Raw genomic sequence first — 15,690 nt, 5'->3', positions numbered from 1 at the left:
CCGGCGCCGCGCTATGCGGTCCGATCTTTTCCCCCCTCCAGGGTGACTCATCCACAGGCGGCATTCTAACGGGGCTTGCCGGGAATGAAACTAGTCCAATTGGACTGGGTGGGCAGTCCTCAGAAATCCTGATCCACGAAAGGAGCCGGAGTAATGGGCATATCCGGCGTGTCTCCGACCGGCATATGTACGCCGTTTTTCTCCTGCATGGCACGGGCGGCGTTTTCGCTGCCGTTGTCAAACTTCATCTCCAACATTAAAATGAGAATTATTATTATCTAGAAATCTTGGCTCCCTCATGCCCGTCCCGCACCCCGCCGACGCCCAGCGCATCGACTCGCTCTACCGCGAGCATCATGGCTGGCTGCAGCAGTGGCTGCGGCGCAGGCTGGGCAGCAGCAGCGATGCCGCAGACCTGGCCCAGGATACCTTCCTGCGGGTGCTGGGCAAGCCGCAAGTGCTGGCTGAGGTACGCGAACCGCGCGCCTGGCTGACCCGGATCGCGCAGGGCCTGGTGGTGGACAAGGTCCGGCGCGACGAAGTCGAGCGCGCCTGCCTGGAGGCCATCGCCCATCTGCCGGCGCCGGAAGTGATCTCGCCCGAGGCCAGGATGCTGCTGGTGGAAGCGCTGGCCACCATCGACGCCATGCTCGAAGGCCTGGGGGCCAAGCCGCGCGAGGCTTTCCTGATGTCCCGCCTGGACGACCTGGGCTATGCCGAGATCGCCCAGCGCATGGGCGTCTCGCTGAGCAGCGTCGAAAAATACATGGCCGCCGCCATCCGCCATTGCTACCTGATGCGGCAAGCCTGGCAAGGCCGCTGAAGCGCTGCCTTTCACGCTGATGCCCGCCGATATGCCCGCCCATCCAATGCCTTCCGCCTCGCCTGACCCCGTATTGGAACAAGCCATCGCCTGGCTGGTCCAGCTGCGGGCACAGCCTTCCGGTGTAGCGCCGGATGCGGCCTTGCAAGCCAGGATCGATGCCTGGCGCGCGGCAGATGGCCGCCACGAAAGCGTGTGGGCCGAGCTGATGGCGGCAGAAGCCCAATTCCAGCGGCTGGTGGCCTTGCCGGTCGCGCCTGCGCAATGGCAGCAACCGCTCTCGGCGCTGAACCGCTCGCGCAGCCGCCGCCAGTCGCGCCGTCGCTGGCTTGGCGGGGTGGTGCTGGGACTGGGCAGCGTGGCCCTGGCCAGCTTCGCAGCGCGCCAGGCCGGGCTCTTCGACAGTCTTGCCGGCCAGCGCTACGCCACCGGGACCGGCGCCCAGCGCCGCGTGGCCCTGGGCGACGGCACGCAACTGGCCCTCAATACCGCCACCGCCGTGCAGTTGCAGTTCGATGGGCAGCAGCGCCTCATCGCCCTGGAACGCGGCGAAATCTTCATCGATACCGGCCGTGATGGGCTCTCGCCCCGGCATCGTCCTTTCCTGGTCCAGACCGCCCAGGCCCGCCTGCAGGCGCTGGGCACGCGCTTCGCCGTGCGCCAGCAAGACGGCGTGACCCGCCTGAGCGTTCTCGAAGGGCGGGTGGACGTGGACCCGGGGCAGGGCACGCGTACCGTGATCGTCCCCGGCGAAACGGTGGAGATCGATGCAAGCGGCCAGCTGCGGCGGCAAGCCATTGCGGCGGCCGCCATGGACCCCACTGGCTGGCTCGATGGCACGCTGGTGGCGCACGACATGCGCCTGGGCGACGTGGTGGCCGAGATGGCGCGCTATCGCCACGGCTGGCTGGTCTGCGAGGACAGCGTGGCGTCCCTGAAGGTGTCGGGGGTGTTCCAGCTGCACGATGGCGATGCCGCGCTGGAGTCGCTGGCGCAGGCGCTGCCGGTGCGCATCGAACAACGCACCCGCTTCTGGGTCCGGGTGACGGCGCAAAACAGCCGATAAGAATTTTCTGGCAGGGATTGCGGGTTTTGGGGGGCTGCTTCGGCAAACCTCATGAAACCAGTGAATGTTCTTGCCATTTTCCATGCCCGCCCTCATCCCGCCGCGATTGCACGCTGACCGTCTGCGCCGGCCCGGCCTTGTGCTGGGCTTGCTGCTGGCCTGCGCCGTGCCGGGCTTCGGCGGACTCGCCTGGGCGCAGGAGGCGAGGGCAGTGCATCGCCATTACCAGCTCGGTGCCGCACCGCTGGACGAAGCCCTGAACCGCTTCGCCCGTCTGGCCGGCATCACGCTCTCCTATGCGCCGGACATGGTGCAGGGTCGAACCGCCCCCGCCCTCGATGCCGATCTGGCGGTGGAAGAGGCCCTCGCGCACCTGCTGGCCGGATCCGGCCTGCGGGCGGTGCGCACGCCGGGCGGCGGCTATGGCCTGCAATGGCAGGGGCCTGTGCGTTCCGGCCATGACGCCATCCCCGAGCAAGACCAGCACCTGAAACAGGTCGTCATCGTCGGCCGTCCCGACAGGCTGGCAATGCACGGGGATCAAGCGGACTACGCCGCCACCCACGGCCAGACCGCGACCCGCACCGCCACACCGCTGCTGGAGCTCCCGCAATCACTCTCGGTGCTCACGCGCGAGGAGATGGATGCACGCGGTGCCGCCAGCGTCATGGATGCGCTGCGCTACCTGCCGGGAGCCAACACCCAGACCCATGGCGTGGATCCGCGCGGCTACGACTACTTCAACCTGCGCGGCTTCATCAATGCCCAGAACACCAGCAACTACCTCAACGGCCTGCGGCAGCTGGTGGCGGGCTTCGGCATGTTCCGCACCGAAGCCTATGGACTGGAGCGCATCGAAGTGCTGCGCGGGGCGGCTTCGGCCACCATCGGCCAGGCCGATCCGGGCGGCGTAGTCAATCGCATCAGCAAGCTGGCAGGGGCGGAGTCACCCGATGAACTGGTGCTCTCGGCGGGGACGTTCAACACCCGCCAACTGGCCGCCGACCTCAGCGGTACGCTGGATAAGGACGGGCAGGCGCAGGCTCGTCTGGTGGCACTGGTGCGTGATAGCGAAACCCAGTTCCGTTACGTCAATGGCCGCGCCGTGGAGAACGACCGCCTGTATCTGGCCCCCTCGCTCAGGCTGCGCCTGGGCAGCGACACCAGCCTCACCTTGCTGGCCGACTATCTCAAGGACCGCAACGGCAGCAGCCGCTGGACCGCTGACAATGCCGACGGAAGCCTTTCCCACACGCTGGTGGGCGACCCCGGCATCGACCGCCAGCGCGGCGAGCAATGGTCGCTGGGCTGGCAGCTGGCGCATCGCCTGAATGAAAACTGGCAGCTGCTGCAGGATTTCCGCCAGGCCGGCTTGCGTTCGCAGTACTCGGTCTTGAATCCGGTCAGCCTCAATGGCAGCGTGCTCACCCGCATGGCAGCGCGCTACGACACCCAACTGCAAAGCAGCCAGCTCGATACCCGCCTGCAAGGCCGGTTGCAGCAGGGAGCCGCTGAACACACCGTGGTACTGGGCCTGGACCTGACCCGCATGCATCAGGACGAGCAGCGCTATCGCGGCAACGCGCCCAGCCTGGACCTGGACGCACCGGTCTACGGCCTGCCCATCGCCATGGCCTCGCAACTGGTCGCGCGCTTGCAGGAGGACCTGCAGCAGACCGGGCTCTACGTGCAGGACCAGATTCGCTACGGATCGCTGGTCTGGACGCTGGGCAGCCGTTACGACCGCGTCACCGACACCAACCGCAACCTGGGCAGCGCAGTGCGTACCGACACGCGCGCCCATGCATTGAGCCATCGCGCCGGATTGTCGTGGAAGCTGTTGCCGTCGCTGGTGCCGTACCTGAGCCTGAGCACGTCCTTCCTGCCGCAGCCGGGGCAGGATGTGACTGGCCGGCCGTTCTCCCCCAGCCGCGGCCGCCAGATCGAAGCCGGCGTCAAGTTCCAGCCCGAGGCGGGACGGGCGCTCTACACCGCTGCGCTGTTCCAGACCACCAAGGATCATGTCCTCACCAGCGATCCGCAGAACGCCAGTTTCTCGGTCGACCAGAGCCAGGTGCGTTCACGCGGCCTGGAGCTGGAAGCGCGCGGTGCGCTGTCACCCGGACTGAACCTGCTGGCGGCCTACAGCTGGACGCAGGCCATCAATTCCGCCCATGCCGATGCGTCGCTGGTGGGCAAGACGCCCATGCTGGTGCCGCGCCATGCCGCCAGCCTGTGGCTGGACTACACGCCGGGCGCGGACTTGCCCGGCCTGGGCATGGGTGCCGGCGCACGCTATACGGGGGCCAGCTACGCCAATGCCGACAACAGCGTGCGCAACGCCGCCACGGTGTTGCTGGACGCGATGCTGCGGGTGGACCAGGGCCATTGGCGCTATGCCCTCAACGTCAGCAACCTGGCCAATCGCCGCAGCACGTCCTGCCTGGCCGAACCGACGCTGACCTGTTTCTGGGCCGAGGAGCGCACCGCCGTGCTCAGTGCCCGCTATCGCTGGTAGCACTTCACGAGGAGACCCGGACGCATGCATCACGCCACCGCACCCACCGGCCTGCAACAGCACTTCATCGGCCAGCGCCAGCGCCTGCGCGAGGCCGCCCAGCGCATCCTGGGATGTCCGCATCGTGCCGATGACGTCGTGCAGGATGCCTACCTCAAGATCGGCGAGCTGCAGGAACAGGAAAGCTGCGCCATCCGCCAGCCTCAGGCCTACCTGATGCGCATCGTGCGCAACCTGGCCATTGATCGTCATCGCCGCTGCCGCTTCGAAAGCGATGTCTTTGCCGACGAAGAAGCCGGTGAAGACATCCACGAAGAAGCCCACGGCCCCGAGGCCATCGCCATCGGCCGCCAGACCCTGGCACTGGTGAGCCAGGCATTGGATGGCTTGCCCGCCCGCACCCGGCGCGCGTTCGAGCTGTATCGCCTGACGGGGCTGAGCCAGCGCGAGATCGCCGTCGAACTGGGCATCTCGGTCACGCTGGTCAACTTCCTGATCCGCGATGCCCAGGCAAGCTGCCGCCAGTGCCTTGCGCTGACACCGCCGCCTTGACCTGACGTGGAGCGCGCGCTGCGCGTTTCTTCCACCAGATGACGATGCCGGTCACGGTGAGCACGCTCACCAGCAGGCCCAGCGCGGCCAGGAAGATACGCCACGGCAGGCCGAACACCTGGCCCATATGCAGTGCGCCGATCCAGTTGCTGAAGGTATTGCCGCTGCGGTCGCCCTGCGGCAGCCAGTGGCCACGGATATCGCCGGTGGCGGGGTCGATCAGCAAGCCGGTATTGCCGGCGTCGCTGCGGATGTCTGCATTGCTGTGGACCATGTATGCATACAAGCCCCGGCGACGATCCATACTCAGTTTTTCTTCGAAGTCGATGGCCAGGCCACGTTCCTGCGCGAAGCGCGCCATGGCCGCCCGTGCCATGGCATGGGCCTGTGGCCACTCCAGTGGCGGCTGCACCAGCGGCTTGGGCAGGGGCGCACTGCCGCGCCAGCTGGTATCGAAGGGCAGGATCTGCGACATCACCGGCAGATAGATCTGGTCGCGCAGGTTGAACATCACGCTGGACCAGGCAATGAGCAGCAGCATCACCCACAGCCATAGCCCGCAGGCACGATGCAGATCCAGATTGATGCGATAGAAACCGGCCTGCCACTTGATGAGCCAGGCCGGTTTCCATTTCACCAGGAAGGGCCGCGCGCGCGGCCAGGTCAGGATCATGCCGACGAAGCAGTCTAGGGTCCACAGTAGCGCCACGATGCCCATGAGCAGTGCGCCCGGCACGCGCGGCAGGGCCATCGAATGATGTACCTTGAACAGGAAGGGCATCAACTGCGCGGGCCGCAGGCTGATCGCGTTGCGGTCGCGCACGCCCTGCACCGTGCCATCGTAGGGATTGGCAAAGACCTCGTCATAACTGAGTCGATAGGGCTTGCCGGTGGACCAATCCAGCGCCGGTTCCGCGATGAAGCGCACCGTACGCCCCGCTTGCGGATGCAGGATCAACTGGTTGATTTGTGCCTGCGGTCCCAGCGCCCGTTCCACCCGTGCGCGCAACTGGTAAGGATCGAGCATCGCGGTGGCCGCCTGGCCCGGCGCCGGCTGCGCCAGGTGCAGCCCGGGTGCCAGCCAGGTGTCGAGTTCTTCCTCGAAGCTCAGGAGGCTGCCGGTGAGGCAGGCCACCAGCAGGAAGAAGGCGATGGCCAGCCCGGTCCAGCGATGCAGCAGGACCAGGTGGTGGCGGCGTGGCGCACGGCGACACAGCCAGGCGGACAGCGTGCTTACCATCGCGTGGTCAACTGCACGAGGCCGGTGCGGCGCGCGCCGTACTCGCAGAGTTCCGAGCAGAAGGCGTAGACGCGATCGGTCACGTTGTTGAGTTTGAAGGCCAGCTCAAAGTTGCGCCAGTCCGCATTGATGCGGCCCAGGTCCAGGCGCGCGCCGAAGTCCAGCAGCGTGACCGAAGGCACCTCGAAGGTATTGAGCGCATTGCCGTAGGCTCGGCCGATGTAACGCACCCCCGCCGAGACATGCGCACCGGCCAGCGCGCCACGCTGGAAGGCATAGTCCGCCAGCACGCCGGCATTGTGCCTGGCCGCACCGGGCAAGGCCTTGCCTTGGGTGTCGGTGCTGCTGCTGGTGGCATTGTTGCTGGTGACCTTGGCGTTGGTATAGCTGTAGCTGGAGGTCAGGCTCAGGCCCTCGGCGAGGGACAGCTTGCCTTCCAGCTCCACGCCTTTGGAGCGGGCCGCGCCGGTCTGCACCGAGTAGCCTGCATGGGCCAGGTCGGTGGTGGCCACGTTCTGGCGGCGCAGGTCGAATACCGCCAGCGTGAAGAGCGCATTGGTATTGACGGGCGCGTATTTCACGCCGGCTTCGTATTGCTTGGCGCGTTCCGGCTTGAGCATGTCGCCGCCGAAGCTGGTGCCGGTGGTGGGCGTGAAGGATTCGGTGTAGCTCAGGTAGGGCGAGACGCCATTGGCCAATTCATGCACCAGCCCCAGGTTGCGCGTGTTGGCGCGGTCGCTGCGGTCGGTCTGGGTGCGGGCGATGGCGTTGCTGACGGTCTGTTGCGAACGGTCGTGGCGGAGACCGGCGGAGAGGAACCAGCGTTCGGCGATCTTCAACTGGTCCTGCAGATAGACGCCCAGCTGGTCATCCACCGTGCGCAGATTGTAGTTCTCGGGCACGGCGGGAAGATTGCCGTAGCTGGTCGTGTAAATATTGGAGAGCACATAGCCCGCCAGGGTGTTGGGACTGACGTAGCCACGCACGGTCCCTGCAGTGTGATGGAAGTCCACGCCCATCAACACCTTGTGCTGCACGGCACCGGTGCTGAAGTCGGCCTGCAGCTGGTGGTCGGCGGTGAAGGTGTCGGACTCGGTGCCCAGTCGCCAGCGCTGCAAGGCGGCGGTCGCCGACTGCGTAGCCGGGTAGAAGGCGGCGAAGCGCATGCTGTTGCGGGTGCCGTTGTAATCGGTATAGCGCAGGTTCTGGCGCAAGCTCCACGTCTCGTTGAACTGGTGCGAGAACTGCGAGCTGAGCGACCAGTTTTCGTAGCGCTCGCCGTTGTCGGCGCTGCGGCCCACGGCCGTGCTGGTCGGGATCTGCCCGTTGCGATTGGCCGTGACCGTGCCGCTGGCCGGGAAGACGTTGTTGGACAAGCCTTCGCTGCGCTGGTACTCGAAGCGGCCGGTCCATTCGGTACGGTCGGACGGACGCCAGGTGATGGACGGTGCCAGGAACAGGCGTCGATCCACCGTGCCATCGACCTGGGTACCGGCGTCGCGTGCCAGCCCGGTGATGCGATAGGACCAGACACCGCCCTCATCGAGCGCACCGCCGAAGTCGCCGGCCACCTGCTTGCGATCAAAACTGCCGGCCTGCACCTGCAATTCACGCAGGGTGGTGGTGGTTGGTTTCTTGGAGACCACGTTAATCAGTCCGCCCGGGGCGTTCTGCCCGAACATCACCGAAGCCGGTCCATGCAGCAGCTCGATGCGTTCCAGTCCGTAGGGTTCGGGCGCATAGCGGCTGTAGCTGGCGTTGGAGGCGGTGAGCGTGCCGTCGCGGTAGAGCGAGCCGCCATTGTTGATGGGGAAGCCGCGCAGCAGCGAGGCCGTCTCGGAAATGGCGAAGGCCCCATTGGAGACCTGGATGCCGCTGCTGTAGCCCAGCGCCTCCGAGACCGAACGCGCCTGCTGGGTGGCGATCTGGTCGGCCGTGACGACCGAGATCGATTGCGGTGTTTCGGTGATGGGGGTATCAGTCTTGGTGGCGGTCGCGCTGCGCTTGGCGACGAAGCCGTGGACCGGGCCGGTGGCTTGTTCTTCCTGGCCAGCCGTGACGGTGACCTGGGGCAGCGCGGCATCGGTGGTGGTCTGTGCCCAGGCCGGGGCAGTGGCGGGCAGACCCAGCAAAGCCAGGCGCAACGCCTGCACCATCAGCCGCGGACGGGCAACGGGGGCGGGCAGGATAGCGCGGGCATGCAGGGAGGTGCGGCAGGTTTTTCTTGTCGTCATGGTCGGGAGCGTGGTCGCAATGAGGGATCGCCAGCGGCGCTGGCACGAGCCGGAGGGCCCGCTCTCTGGATGACGAATGAGACGTGTTCTTGTTTAGGGCGACGGGCGGCGCGACGAGAAAATCAGCGGCCGCCGACTACGCGAGGCCAGCTTTTCATCGCCCGGGAATGCGCGCCGCTTGTCGATGTTGAAATCAGGAAACGCCTGATGGCGCGGTGGATCGTCCCGTCCTATCTTGGTTTGCATAACGAGGAGGGAGTCATGTGTACCAATGCCATGAGCATCGCGCGGCGTCACCTGGGCATCATCGTGCGGCTGTGCGAGATGTCCGAGCAGGACCAGCCCATCGGCGAGCTGGTGCGCGCCACGGTCCGCAACTGCCTGCTGGCCATGCAGACGGCGGGGACCGAACCGATGGAGGCAGCCGAGATCATCGAACAGTTGCTGCAGCATGAACTGGCGGCCTTGCCTGCAGAGCGCGCCAAGTGCCGCAAACTGCTGGAAGCGGCCCACCTGCACGCCGAATACCTGACCATGGCGGAGCGCCGGGCTACGCAGTGAAAGCTGTCACGCGCGCTTGCTGCTTTTGTTCACGCGCTGGTCGATGCATCTTTTCGTACTGCCATGGCAGGCGGCCTATGGCGCCTTCTCTGCGCTTGGCTTCACACATCGATCCAGGCGGCAGCAGGCGAGCGGATCATTGCGTCAATCCAGCCCCTCGAACTGCTCTGGCGGCACCGGCCGTCCAAACAGATACCCCTGGTAGCGCGTGCACCCCAGCGCGGCCAGGAATTGTTGTTGCTCGCGTGTTTCCACCCCCTCGGCAATGACCTCCAGCCCCAGCGCATCGCCCAGCGTAATGACGCTCTTGGCAATGGCCACGTCACTGGGCGCAAACAAGAGTTCTCGCACGAAGGACTGGTCGATCTTGAGCTGGTCGATGGGCAGTTTCTTGAGCAGGGACAGCGACGAATAGCCGGTCCCGAAATCATCCAGCGACAAGGCCAGACCGTGATGCTTCAGCTCCAGCATCTTGTCGATCGTGGCCTCGACGTCATCGACCATGGCCGACTCGGTTAGCTCCAGCTTGAGGTGGCAGGGATCGGCGCCGGTCGCCTTGAGCGTGCCCAGGATGCATGACACGAAGTCGGGCTGGCGGACCTGCACCGCGCTGACGTTGACGGCGATGACCACCGGCTGCCGTCGTCCTGGGCGATTCCAGCGCACCGACTGGCGGCAGGCCTGCTCGAAGACCCAGTGGCCCAGTGGCAGGATCAGCCCCGAGGCCTCGGCCACCGGAATGAAAATGCCCGGCGAGACGCTGCCCCGGAAAGGACTGTTCCAGCGCGCCAGGGCTTCCACCCCGATCAGCCGTCCGGCCTGGTCGCGCTGGGGCTGGTAGTGCAGCAGGAATTCGCTACTGCCGATGGCGCGCCGCAGGTCGCTTTCCAGCCCGGTGCGGAAATGCAGCGCCTGCTCCATCTGCTGATCGAACACGCAGCAGGTATTGCGGCCTTTCTGCTTGGCCGCGTACATGGCCAGGTCGCCCCGGCGCAGCAGGTCTTCGACGCTGGCGCCATCGCCTTGCATGAGGGTGACACCGACCGAACAGGTGGCGAAGTGACTGAGCCCGTTCAGGTCGAAACGCTGCTCCATGGCCGCGACGATGCGCTGGCCGAACTGCAGGGCGGCGTCCTGCGCCACCTCGCTGCCTGACTGCGACTGCTCGCACAGCACCACGAATTCGTCGCCGCCCAGGCGCGCCACCAGGCCCTCACCGGCCAGTTCCTTCAGGCGCGCGGCGATCTGGCACAGCAGGCGGTCGCCGATGGAGTGGCCCAAGGCATCGTTGATATCCTTGAAGTTGTCCATATCGATGAAGAACAGCGCCGCCGCGTGCCCCTGGCTGCTGGCAGCGCCGATCTTGTCGAGCAGCAGGCGCCGGTTGGGCAAGCCGGTCAGCGGATCATAGAAGGCCAGTTGCCGGGTTTCGTCCTGCAAGCGTTTCTGGCTGCTGATGTCGATCTGGGTGCCCACATAGTGGCTGATACGCCCGTCAGGATCGGTGACAGCTGTCAGGGTCACCACGGCGCAGAAGGTCGTACCGTCCTTTCGCCAGACCCGCAATTCCCCTTGCCATTTGCCATCGCGCTGTACCAGCGCCCATAGCCTGGTGCGGAAATCGTCGTTGTCTTCGTCGCGCTGACAGGGCAGCAAGCCGCCCTCGGGCAGCTCGTGCAGCCGATATCCCGTCAGTTCGGTGAAGGCTGCATTGGCGTCCAGAACCTTGCGCCCGGCATCCATGACCCAGATCGCTTCGGAGGAGTGGAAGGCGGCCGCCGCAATGCGCAGCGAGATTTCGCTCTGCTGAAGCCGGGCGGTGCGGCGTGCGACTTCGCGCTTGAGGTAGGCGGCAATCAGCAGGGCGCAGGCCAGCAGCACCAGGGCGCCTCCCAGCAGCCACCAGAGATAGTTGGGCACGCTGGTGTTGCCGCGCCCCCATTTGCGCAGGATGTCGAAGTAGATGGAGGCGGGATCGGCCTGCCATTGGGCCAGCGTGCGGTCGATGGCGGCCAGGATCTCGGGCGCCTGCTGGCGGCCGCTGACGAAGAACAGCTTCACCGGCTGGAACACGATGCTGGTAACGGACAACTGGTAGCGGTCGGCCAGCATGTCGCCTGCTTGCTGGCTGGCAATGATGCCGTCGATCTCGCCTGCGGACGCCATCCTGAAACCGGACTCGATATTGTGCAGCGGCACCAGCCGGACCTTGATGCCGGAGTTGTCGATCAGGTTGCGGAAGTAATTGGCCTGGACCGAGTTTTCCAGCAGGCCGATCTTCTTGTCCTTGAGATCAAAGACCGAATTGATGACGACGCCGCGATTGCGATACAGGATGGACCAGCTGTAGAGCGCCGGCACCGCAGGGAACTGCAGGACCTTGGCGCGTTGCTCGTTCCACGCGACGTCGGGCAGCAAGTCGAGCTGGCCGTTTTCCACCTGCTGCAGGCAGGCCTGCCATTCACAGGGGACGAAGCGCAACTGCCAATGTTCGCGCTCGGCGATCAGGCGGATCAGGTCGATGTGCAGGCCGGTGGCGGTGCCTTCGCCATCGAAGAAGATCTTGGGGGGATTTTGATAGACCCCGACCGTGAGAACCTTGCCAGGGGCAGACGTGGGATTGGGTGGCGCTGTCTGAGCATGGGCCGCCATCGAGCTGCAGCAGACGAGCAGCCATAGCAGCGACCTTGACAGCTTGTTGCGCAAGCGCCGGGAACGACGCGCAGATGCCGCCCTGTCCCCCGTCGCAGCCAGAATGGGTACTGGAATCTTCATGTTGCCTGCGCCTGTCCCTGATTGGTTTTTTGACTACTTTATAGGACATCCAACCAAATGGAAACCATTATCGGCGCAGGCCGCCCCTGCGAGGGTGCGATCAGAAGAAGCCCTGAGTCGGCAGCCTCACCTGGTTTGCGCTCAGGTTGCCCAGGGCGTAGGCCTTGTGCGAGGTGGGGTTGTGGGTGGAGATGGTGCGGATGTTGCGCCAGTGGCGATCCAGGTTGAACTGGGCGAGGGTGGCCGAGGCCCCGGCGATATCGAACAGCGCCGTGGCGGCGTGATGGGCGATGCGGTCCACCGTGATCTTGGCGCGGGCGGCGGCAGCGGCCGCATCCTGCAGGCGATCATCGGCGTCAGACGCATTGGCCTTCAGGGCGGCATAGGCGCGGTCAGCTTCGGCGGCTGCGGCCAGCACCACGGCGCGGGTGGCGAAGGCATCGGCATCGCGTTCGCCGAGGGCAGTCAGCAGGATGGGATCCTGTGCGGCCGAGGGCGTGGGGGCGTAGTAGTAGTTGCGCTTGCGCTTGCTCAACAGGGCGGCGCCATCACGGGCCACGGCGCTGACCACGCCGGCGATCACCGAGGTCAGGAAGAGCTGGGCGATGGTCGAGCCGAAGACGGCCTGGCGCACCGGCACCTGGTCCGGCAGGACCACTTCATCGGCGGCCACCACCACGTTCTCGAAGACGGTCGTGCCGCTGCCGGTGAGGCGCTGGCCCATGCCGAACCAGTCGTCGACGGTCAGCACGCCTTCACGCTGGCGCGGCAGCAGCACCACCGCGCGGCGGCCATCTTCCACTGACACCGTCACGTGCAGCCAGTCGGCGAAGAGCGAGCCGGTGGAGTAGAACTTCTGGCCGTTGAGCACGTAGTGATCGCCCTGGCGCACCAGGCGCGTGGCCAGGGGCGAGTTGCCGCCGATCTGGGGCTGGCCCAGTTCGGTGTGGGAAGCCCCGACCAGGTCACCGGCCCGCACGCGCTCGCGCAGGCGCTGCACGCCGGCGTGCTGCAGGGGGGCATTGAGCAGGCGTTCGAGGGCGACATGGTGATTGCGCCAGATGTGGGCCACATTGGGATCGGCCGCACCCAGCTGGATGGCCGTATCGAGGGTCTCGACGAAGGTGGCGCCGCCGCCGCCGTAGTCGGCATCGAGGCGGCCGGCACCGAAGCCGGTGGCCTTGACTTCGGCGATGACGTCAAAGGGTTGTTCGCGCTGGGCGTCGCGCTGGGCAGCGCCATCGGCCATGCGTTGCAGGAGGTCGGGGGAGATTTGGCTCATGAGGTCGTGTCCGGTGTCGGCCTTGCAGCGGATGGCAAGGATGCGGACATCATAGGGTCACGAAGCGCCGGACCAAACTGCGAATTTCTTCTTAGCTTGCGCGGGCGGCGCATACTGCCGCCCGCGCGCTTTCAGCGGCTGCGCAGGCCGACGATCAGCGCCAGCCCCAGGGCGGCCGCACCGATCAAAAAGGTACTGAGGTGATGTCCGTTGCTCACCGCATAAAGCGCAGAGTAGGCGTAGCCCCCCAGCGCCTGGGCCAGCGCAAAGGCGACGGTGAGCCGGCTCCAGATGGCCTCGCGCGCGTGGGCGTCGTCGCTCAGGCCATGCAGCCGTGCCAGCGCCAGCGGCACCACCCCGGCGGGGAAGGAACCGATGATCACGGCCAGCACCATGAGCGCCGCCAGCTGACTGACCAGACCCAGCGCCAGCACTGCCAGCAGCTGTACGCCGAACGCTGCCAGCATCGACTTGCGTGCGCCCCAGCGGTCCGCTGCCCAGCCATAGAACAGCGGGCCGACCGAGGCGCCGATACCATAGGCCACCCAGGTGGCTGACCCCAGGGCAGTGCCGTGGTTGAGCTCGCGGGCAATGTAATCGACCAGGAACAGCATTTCCGGCACCAGCCCAAGCGCGGCCAGGGCGTACTGCACGAAGAGCAGCCGCAATGCCGGGGACAGCGGTGCTTTCTTCATGGAGGTCATGCTGCGCACCGCCGTGTGATCGTGCGCCGGCCAGGCAAACCAGCTGGCCGCCGTCAACAGCAGGGCCAGGCCGCCCAGGGCCAGCCAGGTGGCCTGCAGACTCAGCGACAGCATCAGCGGCACCACCGTCCCGGAGAGGATGACGCCGATACCGATCCCGAAGAAGATCGCGCCGCTGGCCAGTCCGCGCTTGCTGTGCGGCACCCGGTGCAGCACCACCCCAGAGACCAGCACCATGATGGCGCCGCCGGCGATTCCCGAGAGCAGGCGCCAGCAGAAGAACCAGACCTGCGACAAGGGAAACGCACAGCCGATGAAGGACACCGAGGCCAGCAGTGTCATCAGCCGCAGCACGGCCACCGGGCCCTGATAGCGCGCCATGGCACGGCCCGAGAAGGCGCCGACCAGGTAGCCGGCCAGATTGGCCGCCCCCAGGTAGGCCGCCTGGGAGGCATCGAACCATTGCGCGTGGATCATCACCGGCAACAGCGGCGTGTAGCCGAAACGCGCCAGGCCGATACCGACCAGGCTGGCCACCAGGCCGGCAAAGATGGCCGGCACGTAGCCGGTGGCTGCAGCGCCCGAAGGAGCAGGTGAGGAAGCCATGCCTGCCCGCCGATCAGCGCACCAGCGCGTAGTTGATCGGCACCCAGCGATAGCCGCTGCCATCCTTGACGATATGGCCGATGCCCGGGAAGGACAAGTGCGCGCCGGCGATGAGTTCCTTGGCGTCGGCGACGGCGTCGAAGGCCTTGCGGCGATCCTGCTGGGCTTCCTTCTCATCGGTATCGAAGCCGATGGTGATGTCGGGCTGCGGGAACTGCACGGCGGCCACATGGATCATGTCGCCCACGATCAGGAGACGCTGGCCCTTGCTGCTGACCAGGTAGGCGTTGTGCCCGGGCGTGTGGCCGTAGTTGGCCACGCTGGAAATGCCGGGCTGCAGTTGCGTGTCACCCTCGAACGGACGGAATTTGCCGGCGGCAATATAGGGCTTGAGCGACTTTTCGGCGACCTCGAAGAACTCCTGGTTGATGGGGCTGGCCTGGGCCTTGTTGGCGGGATTGAGCCAGTAGTCGGCGTCTTTCTTGTCAGCCCGCACCACGGCCTTGGGGAAGACGCGCTTGCCCTTGTGGGTCAGACCGGCTTCATGGTCCGGATGCAGGTGGGTCAGGTAGACCTCGTCGACCTGCTCGGGGCGGTAGCCGGCGGCCTTCAGGCTGGTGAGCAGATGGCCGCTGTCGGCGTCAAGCACGCCACCGGCGCCGGTATCGATGAGGATCAGCTTCTTGCCGGTATTGACCAGGAAGGCATTGACGGACGTCTCGACCGGGTCGCTGACGAAGGCAGCCTGCAGGCGCTGCTCCAGGTCTTCCTTGCTGACGCCGCGCAGCATCTTGCCGGCCGGCAGGCGATTGGTGCCGTCGGAGAGCGCGGTGACTTCGATGTCGCCGATCATGGTGCGATAGAAACCGGGCTGGTTCTTGTGCAGCGGCGCTTCGGCGTAAGCGGCATGCACCACGGCCAGGGCGATGAGGGCGGCAGAGGCCGCAGCCAGCGGACGCAGCAGCGCTGAATGAGTGCGGGAGGGGGTGGACGAAATCGCGTTGGATGAACGATGCATGGCAAGACTCCTCAGAGAGCGGCAACGCGGCCCAGGCCACCACGCCAGACCTGCGCAGGCAGTGAAGGCGGTAGCAAGAGCGGCGAAGCAGGGCATGGGCCGCCGTAGTGGCGGGGGACGGGGAGGAGTGTGCTCAGCAGCGGCTGCAGTGTCTAGCTATACGAAAGGATAGGTGGACTGATCCACGGACAGATGCCTCGCAGTCAAGAGAAGACTGCTGAGCTCTTGCCCTTGCGGAGAGCCAGCGGGCTTTCCAGAGGGCGCATGCCATTGCCGAAGGCTCAATGCCAGGAGGACCGGTAAAGCAAGGC

At 66.0% G+C, this 15,690-nt stretch carries 12 protein-coding genes; 5 read left to right on the top strand and 7 right to left on the bottom strand.

Going from position 1 to position 15,690, the window contains the following annotated elements; genetic code table 11:
• Positions 1-119: 119 nt before the first annotated feature.
• Complete coding sequence (locus ACLRDN_RS13085; RefSeq protein WP_413456615.1) at positions 120-248, bottom strand: hypothetical protein; 129 nt, start codon at positions 246-248, stop codon at positions 120-122.
• 50 nt (positions 249-298) lie between these two features.
• On the opposite strand from ACLRDN_RS13085, the gene ACLRDN_RS13080 reads away from it, so the two are divergent.
• From ACLRDN_RS13080 to ACLRDN_RS13065, 4 genes are all read left to right on the top strand, one after another.
• A complete protein-coding gene (locus tag ACLRDN_RS13080) occupies positions 299-823 on the top strand; it encodes a sigma-70 family RNA polymerase sigma factor (protein WP_413456614.1) in 525 nt (174 codons plus the stop codon).
• A gap of 73 nt (positions 824-896) precedes the next feature.
• Positions 897-1,889, top strand: a complete 993-nt coding sequence (locus ACLRDN_RS13075) for a FecR family protein (RefSeq protein WP_413456613.1) — start codon at positions 897-899, stop codon at positions 1,887-1,889.
• Positions 1,890-1,971: 82 nt separating this feature from the next.
• The gene (locus ACLRDN_RS13070) at positions 1,972-4,407 is read left to right on the top strand and encodes a TonB-dependent siderophore receptor (protein WP_413456612.1); all 2,436 of its coding nucleotides are present in this window, start codon (positions 1,972-1,974) and stop codon (positions 4,405-4,407) included.
• Between the two features lie 24 nt (positions 4,408-4,431).
• Positions 4,432-4,959: an RNA polymerase factor sigma-70 gene (locus tag ACLRDN_RS13065; RefSeq protein ID WP_413456611.1), complete on the top strand. Its 528-nt coding sequence runs from the start codon at positions 4,432-4,434 to the stop codon at positions 4,957-4,959.
• On the opposite strand, the gene ACLRDN_RS13060 is transcribed toward ACLRDN_RS13065, so the two are convergent.
• Both ACLRDN_RS13060 and ACLRDN_RS13055 read right to left on the bottom strand, forming a co-directional pair.
• A complete protein-coding gene (locus ACLRDN_RS13060) occupies positions 4,892-6,199 on the bottom strand; it encodes a PepSY-associated TM helix domain-containing protein (RefSeq protein WP_413456610.1) in 1,308 nt (435 codons plus the stop codon). The two genes, ACLRDN_RS13065 and ACLRDN_RS13060, sit on opposite strands and share 68 nt — an antisense overlap.
• Entirely contained in the window at positions 6,193-8,433 is a 2,241-nt protein-coding gene (locus ACLRDN_RS13055; RefSeq protein ID WP_413456609.1) for a TonB-dependent siderophore receptor, read from the bottom strand. Before ACLRDN_RS13055 ends, ACLRDN_RS13060 begins: the two co-directional genes overlap by 7 nt.
• Positions 8,434-8,694: 261 nt before the next feature.
• On the opposite strand from ACLRDN_RS13055, the gene ACLRDN_RS13050 reads away from it, so the two are divergent.
• A complete protein-coding gene (locus ACLRDN_RS13050; RefSeq protein WP_413456608.1) occupies positions 8,695-8,994 on the top strand; it encodes a hypothetical protein in 300 nt (99 codons plus the stop codon).
• Positions 8,995-9,138: 144 nt separating this feature from the next.
• On the opposite strand, the gene ACLRDN_RS13045 is transcribed toward ACLRDN_RS13050, so the two are convergent.
• From ACLRDN_RS13045 to ACLRDN_RS13030, 4 genes are all read right to left on the bottom strand, one after another.
• A complete protein-coding gene (locus tag ACLRDN_RS13045) occupies positions 9,139-11,646 on the bottom strand; it encodes an EAL domain-containing protein (protein ID WP_413456607.1) in 2,508 nt (835 codons plus the stop codon).
• A 223-nt stretch (positions 11,647-11,869) separates the two neighbouring features.
• Positions 11,870-13,051: an acyl-CoA dehydrogenase family protein gene (locus ACLRDN_RS13040; protein ID WP_413456606.1), complete on the bottom strand. Its 1,182-nt coding sequence runs from the start codon at positions 13,049-13,051 to the stop codon at positions 11,870-11,872.
• 131 nt (positions 13,052-13,182) lie between these two features.
• On the bottom strand, positions 13,183-14,361 hold the full coding sequence (locus ACLRDN_RS13035) for a YbfB/YjiJ family MFS transporter (RefSeq protein ID WP_413456605.1): 1,179 nt from the start codon (positions 14,359-14,361) through the stop codon (positions 13,183-13,185).
• A 13-nt stretch (positions 14,362-14,374) separates the two neighbouring features.
• Entirely contained in the window at positions 14,375-15,379 is a 1,005-nt protein-coding gene (locus ACLRDN_RS13030; protein WP_413456604.1) for an MBL fold metallo-hydrolase, read from the bottom strand.
• Between the last annotated feature and the right edge of the window lie 311 nt (positions 15,380-15,690).

Source organism: Herbaspirillum huttiense, from assembly GCF_047300815.1.
Classification (GTDB): domain Bacteria; phylum Pseudomonadota; class Gammaproteobacteria; order Burkholderiales; family Burkholderiaceae_D; genus Herbaspirillum; species Herbaspirillum huttiense_A.
This window is presented reverse-complemented; position numbering and strand designations above follow the sequence as displayed.

Excerpts from the sequence above, each read along its gene's own strand:
- ACLRDN_RS13085 (WP_413456615.1), bottom strand. The coding sequence starts at position 248 with ATGAAGTTTGACAACGGCAGCGAAAACGCCGCCCGTGCCATGCAGGAG.
- ACLRDN_RS13070 (WP_413456612.1), top strand. The coding sequence starts at position 1,972 with ATGCCCGCCCTCATCCCGCCGCGATTGCACGCTGACCGTCTGCGCCGG.
- ACLRDN_RS13055 (WP_413456609.1), bottom strand. The coding sequence starts at position 8,433 with ATGACGACAAGAAAAACCTGCCGCACCTCCCTGCATGCCCGCGCTATC.
- ACLRDN_RS13045 (WP_413456607.1), bottom strand. The coding sequence starts at position 11,646 with ATGGCGGCCCATGCTCAGACAGCGCCACCCAATCCCACGTCTGCCCCT.
- ACLRDN_RS13035 (WP_413456605.1), bottom strand. The coding sequence starts at position 14,361 with ATGGCTTCCTCACCTGCTCCTTCGGGCGCTGCAGCCACCGGCTACGTG.
- ACLRDN_RS13060 (WP_413456610.1), bottom strand. The coding sequence starts at position 6,199 with ATGGTAAGCACGCTGTCCGCCTGGCTGTGTCGCCGTGCGCCACGCCGC.
- ACLRDN_RS13080 (WP_413456614.1), top strand. The coding sequence starts at position 299 with ATGCCCGTCCCGCACCCCGCCGACGCCCAGCGCATCGACTCGCTCTAC.
- ACLRDN_RS13065 (WP_413456611.1), top strand. The coding sequence starts at position 4,432 with ATGCATCACGCCACCGCACCCACCGGCCTGCAACAGCACTTCATCGGC.
- ACLRDN_RS13030 (WP_413456604.1), bottom strand. The coding sequence starts at position 15,379 with ATGCATCGTTCATCCAACGCGATTTCGTCCACCCCCTCCCGCACTCAT.
- ACLRDN_RS13050 (WP_413456608.1), top strand. The coding sequence starts at position 8,695 with ATGTGTACCAATGCCATGAGCATCGCGCGGCGTCACCTGGGCATCATC.
- ACLRDN_RS13040 (WP_413456606.1), bottom strand. The coding sequence starts at position 13,051 with ATGAGCCAAATCTCCCCCGACCTCCTGCAACGCATGGCCGATGGCGCT.